We start from the raw sequence: 12,352 nt of genomic DNA, 5'->3' as shown, positions 1-12,352 counted from the left end.
AGTGAGCCTCTCAAGTTGAGACTTCTTATACATATCCTTTGTGACATTCAAAGCAGTCAAAAAATGTACCTACTGCTCCACTTCATCGATATGAACAAGACGCCGAAAAGCGACATAAATGATAGATAAACTGAGCAAAACCCCAACAAATGAGAAAAGGGCAATGGCTATCATATCTGACTCAAAAACGTAAAAACCTACATACAGCGCTGCAGCACGAAATACCACTGCAAACACTTCTCGAATCAAAAGGAATCGCTGTAAACGTAATGCTGGCAATGCCGCAGTACTCGCACCAGACACTAAGCTGGTCAAAAGCCAAATAGACAGCCACTGCGAATAACTACCTGCTAATGCCCACTCTGCACCGAACACTAAAGAAAAAAGATAATCGCCAAAAACGAACACCGTACCGAATGGCACAATACCAACCACTAATAAAATCAACGTTACTTTTAATAAAAATTGATAAGCCTCAGGTGAATTTGCTATGATGGCACGCGTAATTTTAGGATAGAAGACCTCTCCAACCGCCTGACCTAACAGCATCGCGGGTGCACCAAGCACAAGAACAGCCAACGAATACTGCCCTGCAGAAGAGGCACTAAATAATGACGCTAACAAGATAGTTGGCAACCCTACTGAAGCCGCATTCAGGATACTTTGTGGCATACGATATATCGCAAAATCACGCTGCGATCTGGCGGCATGTCGAATACCCTCAGTGCCAAACCAATGACGGACATTTAATACACCTACTCTAGGTACACGAAGCATCTGCATGATAAAGTTTGTGAGCTGCCCTGCTATCGTCAATAAAATAAGTAACATCCCTGAAGGTGCTAGCATACCGCCTATCAGCTTACTGCTATCTGTTAAAAACTTGCTTTCCACATAAGCCCGAGCTTTCGCTTTAAATAAGCCCACCCTAATAGCAGACTGATCAGCGACAGAAAGAAAAGCACCGACTAATAGCGTTAATGGTATGAGATATAGCATGTTTGGCGTGCTTTCCATACCCATCCAACTTGCCAAATGAAACTTGCCGACATAGACAACAATGAATGAGAGGACAGCTATAACCACACTGAGCAATATAGACAATCGAGCAATTGCCGCAGCATCCTCGTCACTGTCTGGCATCACGATTGCATTTGCATAGCCCATAGTGGCAATCGGCGTAATAATGCTGACGATAGCAGTAAAGGCAGCAGCAATACCGAAATCCTCAGGCCTGTACAGTCTGGTGAGAAATGGCATAAAAATCATGGCGATGGCCTGTCCAGCAGCAATCCCGCCACCGACCATGACCACATCTCGCACAAAGTGACTGGTTTTCAACCTGTTTATTGTGCTCTGTATCGATGAAAATACTCCAGAGCTCATGACATATTGTCCAATTTAGTGACTCACAGAACTTGTAAGGAATTTATGATAGCGCGCCTCTCTCTATTAACCCATTTCATTGGTCAATGTGGTATCTACTTTCTCTACCTCGACATCTTTATCAGATCCTTCTCGGTAACCTTCGACAAAAAACTTAAACTGTGTTTTCAGCCAGACCACATCCTGCTGCTTTGCTTTTTCTGCAAATTCAAATAAAATATTTTCGATATCTTGCAAAGGAAAGCTGTGCTCCATTGCTTGCATAATCAATGGATGAAAAGTAGGTTCGATATTGTCTTCACCAATGATTAACTCCTCGTATAGCTTTTCACCCGGTCTCAAGCCAGTAAATACGATTTCGATATCGCCATTGGGATTGCTATCATCTTTTAGCTCACAACCTGTCAAACGAATCATACGTTTTGCCAGATCAACAATTTTGACGGGCGCGCCCATATCAAGTACAAATACTTCACCACCGAATGCCATCGCACCTGCCTGAATAACCAAACTGGCCGCTTCTGGAATCGTCATAAAATAGCGCGTGATGTCTGGATGGGTGATGGTGATCGGACCGCCTTGCTCAATCTGTTTGGTAAATAACGGCACCACAGAGCCTGATGACCCTAAAACATTGCCAAAACGCACCATGCTAAAACAAGTCTGACTATTACTTTGGCTCAATCCTTGGCAGACCAGCTCAGCCAAGCGTTTGGACGCCCCCATGACATTGGTAGGTCGCACAGCTTTGTCAGTAGAAATCAGCACAAAAGTCTCAACGCGAGCCTGTATCGCAGCACGGGCACAATGGTAGGTGCCTTTGGTATTATTGATGGTGCCCTCAAAGGGATTGGACTCAACAATAGGCACATGCTTATAGGCTGCAGCGTGATAAATCGTTTTTATATGGTTTTTTTCGAATATATTGATTAATTTTTTTTCGTTACTGACACTGCCGATAATGCTAATAATCTCAATATGTTGATAATCAGCATTCGCTGTTTTTAGATTACCAAGTTCTTGATCTATGGTGTATAAAGCATACTCAGACTGTTCATATAGCACCAAGCATTTAGGCTTATTTTTGATGATTTGCCGACACAGCTCACTACCGATTGAACCACCTGCCCCAGTAACGAGAACGTTTTTGCCCGTGATGTTTTTTTGTAGCAACTCCGCAACAGGTTCGACCGTTTCTCGTTCGAGCACATCTAGTATGTCAACGGGTCGTATATGACTGACGGTTACTATCTCATCAGCAAGCTCACGTAAGCTTGGCAAGTCTTTTATCTTAACGGATATACCTGACAGACTGTCCATAATCTGTTTTTTACGAGCACGGCTCATAGAGGGCATGGCTAAAATCACCTGCGCCACATTGAGTTTTTCTATCAACCACGGAAGCGTGAGCTGCATATATTTGTTTGCCATGTAAATAAGCCCCAGTAAGCTGCGGGTCATCATCGATATACGCCACTACATTGTACTGATAAGAATGTCTCAAACTTTCTAGCAACTCTCTACCAGCTTCTCCTGCACCATAAATAATCACGTTGTCACAACAGGCATCTGGACGACGGCTTTGACCTGCACCCTGTAGACGTTTCAGTAACGCGCGTATCATGAGCCTACTATTCCACAGCCAAATAAAAAATAGAAATAAAAATATAACGGGGGCTGAGCGCGGTATCGTCGCTGATGGACTCAAATAAATGATGACTTGATAAACAATAATAAGTAAAAAAAACAGTTGCAGCACACGACCCATCACTGCATCAAAAAACCCTCGAGAGGCGCTTCGATAAAAACCAATAAGATATAAGCTAGCAACCGGCACGAATGCATAAAAAGCCAACGCTGCAAGACTGATATGAGAGGCCACATACCCTTGTCGTAGCATCAATGCCAATAATAGGCAAAAGATCGACATAGCAAAATCTATACTAAATAAGAGGGTGCTTTTAGTCAGGCGTGGTAATGACAATAAATACAGAGCCACACGCTTCGACCATTGATTAAAACCACTGGACGATTGATAAGCATTGTTTGACTCTGTTTTTATCAACATAATATCCACCCAATTAAGTTGGTTTGCTTATAAGCGACTACCACGCAAACTAGTGGTTATCTCCATAGGCATAATGATAATGATAGCTATATTTATCCATAAGACCCTGCTGTACATCATTGAGAATAATGCCATCTACTTGTACATTGGCTTTATTCATTTGCTTGATCGCATAAACCAGTTGCCCTTCTATTGAATGATTAAACTTCGTGACGATAAGCACTTTGTCTGCATGTTGCGCAAGTACCATAGCATCTGACGCCGCCAATATCGGGGGTGAGTCGATGACAATATAATCGTATTGAGTTTTTAATTCTGCCATCAAATGATTGAATTTTTCGCCCATCAATAAGGAGGTGGGGTTATGCGGCTGCCGTCCGCGCGGTATGAAATCAATCAACTCCATACCAGTGGGATGAATAAAGCTTTCGACCCCTAAGCTAGGAACCTCACTGTCTGATCGAGTACCATCAATCGGAGAAAAATGCTTTTTATCCTGCAACAAATAATCGGCAAGACCATCATGTTGGCTCATATTAAACATTTTATGCAGCTCACCTAAACGCATGTCACCATCGATGACCAAGACTTTTTTGTTGAGCTGGGCAAATACCTCTGATAAATTGGCAGCGATAAACGACTTGCCGACACCAGGGCTCTCCCCAGTAATCAATATGACTTGCGCGGGCTGCCCGACCGCTGTCCCCATTGGCATACCAAACATCAAATTGGTTCTTAAGCTTTTGATCGCCTCATAACTCAAACTACTGTGATCAACATGAGCGAGTATGCGAGGGGTGGTATTCTTCTTTTTACTCAACCTCGACAGTAAGGGTGAGCGTGGAATCGTTGCGATGACAGGGATGCCCGTTGTGACCTCTAAATGCTCTGGATCTTTTACGACATTTCTAACAAGGTTCTTCAAGAGCACCAGCATCACCCCAAACATCATGCCTATCAATGTGGTCAGCATCAGGATTTGTAGTTTATTTGGTGCAATGGCATTAAAGGTACTGGTCGGTGAATCGATAATACGGGCATAGCCGATTTGACCAGCCTTGACGATTTTAAGTTGCTCATAATTTTTGAGCAGCGTCAGATAGATTTCTCGATTGATTGCAGTATCTTCTGATAGCTTTAGAAACTCTCGCTGTATTTCAGGTAGACCTGCAATGGTATTATCTATCTCTCTTGTTCTATTATTAAGCACTTTGAGCTGTTCATTAATTTGAATGACCAGTGGATGTTCTTCGGTGTAATAAGTAGTTAGGTCTGCTTTTTTGAGTTTCAGCTCATTGAGCTGCTCATCGATGCGAGACTTCTCATTCAATAACAACTCGGCTTCTTTACCCACATCAATCGTGCCATATTTTTTACGAAAGTCATTAAACAGTGCTTCAGAAGTCTCTAATTTTTCTTTTAATAGAGGGATCTGCGTTTCCATAAAGGCAAGTGTTTTGGTCGTTTCTTCAGAACCGCGAGATTGGTTTTGATCGACGTAAGATCGGACGATCTGATTGAGTATAGTAGTGATTTGCTCTTGGTTGGGACCCGTCATCGACAGCTGAATAATCCCCGTTTTTTGACCTTTTTCTTCAACGGATAAGGCGCCGTTGATAGCGTCAGTCGCAGCCTTTATCGTCTGCTTACTAATATTAATTGGGTAACCATCAGCAGGTAACTCTGTGACAGTAATATTAATCTGACCGTCCAACCCTTTGAACTGATGCGCCTGACCAAGCTGACCTTTGAATTCATCAAACCCATTGCTCAAAACAAACCCTGTAGCAGATTTTGTTAGTATGAAAGGTTGGTTTAAGTACGCTGGTGATACATCAAATTGGCGGACTTTTACTATGCCATTTTCGGTATCAAGTGATACATCATCTGGTGTGTTTAATTGCGTGTAAGTACGATTGCTTTTTATTCTATCAAGATGACCAATATTGGGATCTGTTAGCTTAATGCGCAGGTGCAATAGCTCAACCACTGGCTCCAATATCATACGTGATCGTATCAGCTCTGCTTCTGTCTCCGCTTTGCTGACTTCTGCACCAACCAACTCTGAGATACTCTCGCCAAGCGCCTCTATTCCTTGAGTATTTTCTTCAATCTGTATCAGCGCATCTGATTTATAGATGGGATTCACATAGCGGGTATACAAAAGCCCTAGTAAAAGCCCCAATATCGCCATGAGAGCAATGATTTTCCAACCACGTAACAATACTAAAACCAGCGCCATTAAATCGATGTCGTCATTGTTTTTTTCGCCCGTAGACGTTGATAGGTCTTTTGAATCCATATTATTCATAACCATATACTCATCGCTCAATGTTGATCGTTTAATAGCATTCGCTGAACTTCAACGCTCTAATCGATGGCGCGTCGCTAATCTTGTCAGTCCATTGTTCAAGACTATCGATAATATCTTGTCTACTCTTCTCAAATGCTGAGTCATCCTGCTGATAAGGGTCAGCAATATCTTTATCAAGCCAATGCCCTATTCGAAAGGTTTTTCCGCGACAGTGCGGCCACTGACTTTCAATCCATTTGGTTTGGTTGGTTGTCATCGTCAAAATTAAATCTGACTGACTGACTAATGCTTCATCAATTTGCTTGGCGATATGAGCACTGATGTCTATATTATGAGTAGCCATCAATGCAACCGCTTTGGCATCAGCTGCGTGACCTACGAGCGCTGACAGACCAGCAGAGTCGATGTGCTTTTCTGGATAATATGCCGTTAATATGGCAGCGGCCATCGGGCTACGGCATATATTGCCAACACAAACAACCAATATCTGATCAAACGCTCCCATGACTGACTCCTATATCCCTGAAATCACATTGATTGCTGATGTTGAAGGCAGTATGGCGCTAATAATACGATTCCAGCGCGCCAAGCCAGTTGGATCAACATAAAGGATGTCATTGGCTTGCATGTCAAAACGACTGGCCAAGGCAAAACTGGTAATGCTCTGCATGTCGACATAATAAATATTGGTGTATTGATACTTTGGATTATCCCGAACGATATATACTTTGGCCGCATTGGCTGTATTAGAATTCAATCCATTTGACTCACCTAATACATGCGCTAGGCTCAGCCCTTGCTCAGGAATAGCAACGGGCTCAATTTTGCCAAATTCTCCCAATACATAGACCTTATTGCGGCTTTGGCTATTGACATGAATAGCATCGCCGTCTTGTAAGTATATTTGATTGGCAGACAGCCCCATTTGATTTAATGATTGGATACCGAGCTTGTAACTTTTGCCTTGACGGTTTAATACGATATGGTTTGAATCACCCGTATCAGTCGTACCACCCGCCATAGAAATAGCGCCATATACTGAGATGGGCACATCTGCGATAACAAACTCACCAGACTGCTTGACCTCACCATCCACGAAAAACTTACTACCACGGTAGTTGATGATTTTGACCTGAGGATCTGAGTATTTGAGATAGCGTTGAAGCTTGCTTTGCAAAGTGGCGGTGAACTGCGGCACACTGAGACCGCTGGCTTTGACTCTCCCTACTAAGGGGAATTGTATAAACCCTTGCTGGTCAACGGTCAGACTAGACGTTGAGGCATTAATATCTGGATAATTGGTCAGGATAATATTGAGAACATCCCCTTTAGCAATGCCATAGCTGACACGCCCAGATGTTTTTACTAAATGATATAAATCTCGATCAAGGATGACGGCTTCTTTAGCTGGTAGATTAGCCAAACTCAAAGGTTGAATATAGAATTGTAGACCGTTTTCTGCAGTAAATGTTCCTGACTCGGGTAATTTTCCAGACTGAAGTCCTGAATTTATTGTGCAACTGCTGAGCAATACTGTCAGCAATAAGCAAGACGCACTTGCTATTAAGGAGCGCTTTTGTACAGAAATGAAATATTTATAAACCATAACAGTTACTCATATTTATATTCGTGAATCAAAAATAAGTGCCTTGCTGCTATCAATATATTCATAAAAAAGGATGTATTTATTGAATATACACCTAAACTATACATAACGCAATATTTATAAACATTGATGTAAGAACATTTTTTTAGTTAATTTATTTTATGTAAACCCTTTTCAAAAAAGGTGTATAGCGCATATCGATAAAAACAAAAAGACAGAAAAATCTAAATAGGAGGACATATTAAAAGGTGTTAGCAGTATTTTTTAGGGTTCATGCTGCCGAAAATAGAAATTTAGTATTGGTGATGTTGCTTAACTTGTCTTAATAATACTTAGAGAACTTACTGTTTTATTAAAAAATAAATATAAGCATTTGTGTGCAAATATCTTACTTTTATAACAACCTAATCAACTTTTATTTTAGAAATCTCTTTTAATTTAGCAAACTTTCTTTTATTAATGTAAAGCTATAAATTGATACCGTTTGTAGATACTGGTTTGCGTGCTAAAGTCATCAAAATAGCGTAGAATAGTCAATCCCATTTTTTACATTGAGAAATGTAAACCCACCGACTCAAGGACATGATTATGAAAGATGAAAAATTACAGAAAGCCCTCGCCCGTATGGGTCTTGGCTCACGCCGTCAAATGGAAGAAGTCATAAAATCAGGGCGTGTTACTGTTAATAACGGACCTGCGACCATTGGTGATCGCGTCGAGCAAGGCGATGAGATTCGCGTTGATGGTCGTCAGATTAAATACACCTCTGAAAACGAGAAGCGTCGCCGTGTTATCGCTTACTACAAGCCTGAAGGCGAAGTCTGCTCTGCTAAAGATCCAGAAGGTCGTCCAACCGTTTTTGAGCGTTTACCAAAACTGACTCATGATCGCTGGGTGATGGTTGGTCGCTTGGACATCAATTCAACTGGGCTATTATTGTTTACCAATGATGGTGAGATGGCGCATCGCTTGATGCATCCGTCTGGCGAAGTCACTCGTGAATATGCGGTACGTGTATTGGGTGAAGTCACGCCTGAGATCGCTCGTGCGCTAACGGCTGGCGTTATGCTAGAAGATGGCCTTGCAAAGTTCGAAGATATCAAAGAAGGCGGTGGTGAAGGCGTCAACAAGTGGTATCACGTCCAACTAAAAGAAGGTCGTAATCGCGAAGTACGTCGTTTGTTTGAATCACAAGGCCTGAAAGTAAGCCGTCTACTACGCACGCGCTATGGCACGATTGCTCTACCAAAAGAGCTACGTACTGGTCGTTTCTTAGAACTCGACAGAAAAGACATCAATACGTTGACTGATTTAGTGAGCTTGCGTCCTCGTTATGGTACGGGTCTGCATGGCGCAGCAAAAGAGAAACAAGAGCGTATCAGAAGCAAGCCGCTTAAAGCGCGTCGCGCTACTGACAGTCGTAGCGATAGCCGCAGTGGTAGCGACAATCGTAACAGCAGCGCGAAGCCTAAAAGTAGTGCTAGCCCTGCCAGCCGTGGTACGCGCAATACTCGTGACCGTAATGACAAGCGTTAAGTGATACCAAACCCAAAAAATACGATTAGCTGCGTCAAACTCGTTTAGTCTACAATGTGTAGTACTTGCACTCGGTTTCCTTGCTACTCTAATTTTTGTGAATGGTATCGTTTTAAAGTTATCGCTTTAAAGTAGACAACAAAAAAGCAGCCAATGATGAATAATCATTGGCTGCTTTTTTATGAGTCATTTATAGCAATTCATTGTAAGTCTGACGATGTATAGTCGATTCAATTTAAAAGTAGTACGAAGCAACCGAGTGTAGATATATATTCAATACTTCAAGAGAGGTTAACGCAGTAACACTTTTATAGTGGAATGACTATAGGCTTAACTATCGTGGCTATTAATATAATTCCTCATTACTCGTAGCTCTTGTAACTGCTGACTTTCCATTTGTTCTAATAATCTATCTAGACGCTGCTCAATATTATTAAATACCTGCTGTAATAACTGATTGGCTTCCGCCTTTTTTTTATTATCTGTATTGTCACTGCTTATATTAATATTCGATAGATGATGATGACTGGCAAGCATTTCAGGCAGCCTAGTGTGCAACATCTTATTCAATACAAATTGCTGCTCGGTTACGGCAGGCGTTTTATGCTGAGCTTGTAGTGATTTTTGATACACTTGATAGCGGGTTACTTTTTCATCGATACGTTTTAATTGGCGCAGCTGTGGCTCTGACAAATTTTTCAGGTGTTTTTTATTTAAATTTAGTTGCTGCCAACTAAGTTTGGACAATGACAACGGTGCATCATAATCCTGATAAGTGAGTACATCTGGCGAAATACCGACCGCTTTATGCAGCGCATGCCAGCCTTTTTTACCCAAATAAAAGGTGGTGACGGTCGTTACAATGCCAATGCCTATTAAGATGCTCATATACCCTTACTCTTCATCGTTTAATCACACCACTTTGCCTTTACAGTTTAATATTCTCAGCACTCACATTCTTACCAGTTGCGCCAGTTGGATTTTCAATCGCTTTAATTTCTATATCGGTATTAGCACTACTGACACTACTAACATTGCTATCGAGCTTTTGAATATCTGTCGTAGTAGCAGGATTATTAAAGCGTTTTTGTAGATAGCGGTTAGTCGCCAGCAGCTTTTGACCATCTTGGTGATAAGAGGCATTCAATAAATCATCAAACTGAGTATTAATGGTACGTAATACATCTAATAGCGCTTCTTTTCCAGTCACATTAGAGTGCTTGATTTTGGTCGTGTCAGCGCGCGCGCCATCCCCCACATCTAAGTCGTGCAAGCGGCGATAGTCAGTCACAGCAAGTGGCACATGTCTGTCCATTAAATTTTGAATCATAATGTAGGTTTCATTGACCGTGTCCTTATCGTCTATCTTGCCATCATTATTGGTATCGCCATAAATGACCCGTAGCTTCTCCCCTTTTTCATTGATTTGGTCGAGTGCTGTTTTGACTTCAACAGGCAAGCTTTTTTCTGGGATGTAACCCAATTGCGGCATCGATTTGTACTCAAGCATTTTAGGCGCAGTCATTTTTTTGATACCACGATACCCCAGATATAACCCAGCGACTGGTAACACTCCATATAAAATGAACATGACAAACATCGCAGTAACTTGAGTCATTAGAGTATCCTAATTGTTGAATAAAATGGCTTGGCTAAATGGCTTGGTAACCTTCTTATTATTTTAAATAAGATAGATAGTTATTATTAAACAAAAAAATAAGGCTCTATTAAAGCCCTATATTGTTATGCATTGCATCGCTTGTGTGAAAACCATGTTAGGGCGTGTCCCCAATTTAATCACAGCTCTGAATTATGTTAATTTTATAATGCCAATTAACAGCCATTAACTATTAGCCATTAACTTTTTGTCCGGCTTTTGACATAACGGTGCGTTGAAGCCAAACGATTCATCACCGTTTGATGCAGCTCATCTAACAATTCATCAAGCTCATAATCAATCTCTAAAAACAAATCCGTCAGCATGTCACCTGCCGTCATTTTTCCTTGTACCATATTGTTTTTGGTACGGTGCGGGCTAAAACGCTGTAATTGCTCGTAATGATGTAGGGCTTCTGGAATGCTCTCTGACACCAGCTTATCGATGACAAATTGGCGTTCATTATGCTGCTGTTGTTGCTGCTCATTGAGCTCACTGCTCCACTCACGATAGCGTTTTAACTTACCATTGATACGGTCTAGTATCGCAACCGCCTCGATGGGCATGGCGTTTAGGGTGGCTTCATCGACCACATCAATAAGCTCAGTCATAATCGGGCAGCGTCCATGTTTGAGATACCACAAGGTATCGGGGTCAAAAGGCGGTCTATTGGTCGGGCGCATCTGAGCGCGATTGGATATATAGCGATCGGTCAAAGGTGTCGGCGTTCTGATATCACTCACTTGCGCCAAAGCATCACAAATACGTTCGGTGCGCTCAGGCGGCGTCAGTACAGAACGCTGACTGACCGCTTGATCGTTTTTATCATTGTTTGTACTATTATTATCAGTCACCTCTATATCTTGACTGATAGCCATCTCCTGAGCATTTTTGGCTGCTAGCGTTGGCAGGTCATCTTGAGCTTGCCCAAATGACTTTAGCATTCTTGTCAGACTTACCACCATGACCTACCTTGCCCCTCGTCCCGTGCACGCTTATTGCGCTCGTATTGCATAGATTTATCCAATAGCGTATCTTAACAGCTTTTTACCACGCTGCCAGTAAGCAAAATGTCAACACCTCTCATCCGCCCCCTGCTAAGCACACTATTATGAATGCGACCGACTACACCTCTGGATTCTTACTTGGGCTATCGCTCATCATCGCGATTGGCTCACAAAACGCCTTTGTACTCAAACAAGGACTCAAACGCGAGCACATATTTTTTGTCTGCTTATTTTGCGCGGTCAGTGATGCGCTGTTAATCTCTGCTGGCGTTGGCGGTTTTGGCGCGGTTACGGCGCAATATCCGCAAGTGGTCAATATCGCAAAATTCGCTGGCGTCATATTCTTGCTAGGCTATGGATTGCAGAGCTTATATGCCAGTGTGCGCGTCACACATGCACTCACCGTCGAGGGACAAGTCGTCACCAGCTTAAAAAAAGCCCTGTTATTATGTTTTGGCTTTACTTGGCTCAACCCACACGTCTACTTAGATACATTGGTACTCGTTGGCATGGTTTCAACGGGTGCTAGTAGTAAGCTGGCATTTGCAGTCGGTGCAGTCAGCGCCTCATTCTTTTTCTTTTTTGCGTTGGGTTATGGGGCACGATTACTCAAACCATTATTTGCCAAACCAAAAGCGTGGAATATACTCGATGCTTTGGTAGGGATACTCATGTTGTATTTGGCGTGGCATCTGTACCAAAGTTAAAAACAACGATAAAGGCAAAAATAGGTGATAGGCTAAACCATTAACACAGCTTCTACATATAAGTATAAGTA

Annotated in this window: 11 protein-coding genes; 2 read left to right on the top strand and 9 right to left on the bottom strand. The window is 42.1% G+C overall.

Annotated features, from left to right (window positions below):
- Window positions 1-69: 69 nt before the first annotated feature.
- The 6 genes from JMW85_RS04330 to JMW85_RS04310 form a co-directional block, all read right to left on the bottom strand.
- Window positions 70-1,386, bottom strand: coding sequence for an oligosaccharide flippase family protein (locus JMW85_RS04330; RefSeq protein ID WP_201581050.1), 1,317 nt, complete (start codon window positions 1,384-1,386; stop codon window positions 70-72).
- Between the two features lie 66 nt (window positions 1,387-1,452).
- Entirely contained in the window at window positions 1,453-2,817 is a 1,365-nt protein-coding gene (locus JMW85_RS04325) for a polysaccharide biosynthesis protein (protein WP_227681661.1), read from the bottom strand.
- Window positions 2,717-3,454 carry a hypothetical protein gene (locus JMW85_RS14170; protein ID WP_227681660.1) on the bottom strand — a complete coding sequence of 246 codons (738 nt, stop codon included), beginning with the start codon at window positions 3,452-3,454 and terminating at the stop codon, window positions 2,717-2,719. Before JMW85_RS14170 ends, JMW85_RS04325 begins: the two co-directional genes overlap by 101 nt.
- A 49-nt stretch (window positions 3,455-3,503) precedes the next feature.
- Entirely contained in the window at window positions 3,504-5,765 is a 2,262-nt protein-coding gene (locus JMW85_RS04320; RefSeq protein WP_227681659.1) for a polysaccharide biosynthesis tyrosine autokinase, read from the bottom strand.
- 31 nt (window positions 5,766-5,796) lie between these two features.
- The gene (locus tag JMW85_RS04315) at window positions 5,797-6,273 is read right to left on the bottom strand and encodes a low molecular weight protein-tyrosine-phosphatase (protein ID WP_201581048.1); all 477 of its coding nucleotides are present in this window, start codon (window positions 6,271-6,273) and stop codon (window positions 5,797-5,799) included.
- 9 nt (window positions 6,274-6,282) lie between these two features.
- Window positions 6,283-7,374: a polysaccharide biosynthesis/export family protein gene (locus JMW85_RS04310; protein WP_055124502.1), complete on the bottom strand. Its 1,092-nt coding sequence runs from the start codon at window positions 7,372-7,374 to the stop codon at window positions 6,283-6,285.
- 588 nt (window positions 7,375-7,962) lie between these two features.
- Here JMW85_RS04310 and rluB point away from each other — a divergent pair.
- On the top strand, window positions 7,963-8,910 hold the full coding sequence (gene rluB / locus JMW85_RS04305) for a 23S rRNA pseudouridine(2605) synthase RluB (RefSeq protein WP_045444804.1): 948 nt from the start codon (window positions 7,963-7,965) through the stop codon (window positions 8,908-8,910).
- Window positions 8,911-9,240: 330 nt separating this feature from the next.
- Here rluB and JMW85_RS04300 read toward each other — a convergent pair whose 3' ends face one another.
- The 3 genes from JMW85_RS04300 to JMW85_RS04290 form a co-directional block, all read right to left on the bottom strand.
- Complete coding sequence (locus JMW85_RS04300; RefSeq protein WP_201581047.1) at window positions 9,241-9,798, bottom strand: hypothetical protein; 558 nt, start codon at window positions 9,796-9,798, stop codon at window positions 9,241-9,243.
- Between the two features lie 40 nt (window positions 9,799-9,838).
- The gene (locus JMW85_RS04295) at window positions 9,839-10,528 is read right to left on the bottom strand and encodes a hypothetical protein (RefSeq protein ID WP_201581046.1); all 690 of its coding nucleotides are present in this window, start codon (window positions 10,526-10,528) and stop codon (window positions 9,839-9,841) included.
- Between the two features lie 239 nt (window positions 10,529-10,767).
- Window positions 10,768-11,511, bottom strand: a complete 744-nt coding sequence (locus tag JMW85_RS04290) for a hypothetical protein (RefSeq protein WP_201581045.1) — start codon at window positions 11,509-11,511, stop codon at window positions 10,768-10,770.
- A 167-nt stretch (window positions 11,512-11,678) separates the two neighbouring features.
- On the opposite strand from JMW85_RS04290, the gene JMW85_RS04285 reads away from it, so the two are divergent.
- Window positions 11,679-12,281 carry a LysE/ArgO family amino acid transporter gene (locus JMW85_RS04285; RefSeq protein WP_201581044.1) on the top strand — a complete coding sequence of 201 codons (603 nt, stop codon included), beginning with the start codon at window positions 11,679-11,681 and terminating at the stop codon, window positions 12,279-12,281.
- Window positions 12,282-12,352 lie beyond the last annotated feature (71 nt).

It is taken from the genome of Psychrobacter glacincola, assembly GCF_904846075.1.
In the GTDB taxonomy this organism is placed as follows: Bacteria; Pseudomonadota; Gammaproteobacteria; order Pseudomonadales; family Moraxellaceae; genus Psychrobacter; species Psychrobacter glacincola_C.
The sequence above is the reverse complement of the archived record's forward strand: the minus strand, read 5'-3'. Positions and strand labels throughout refer to the sequence as shown.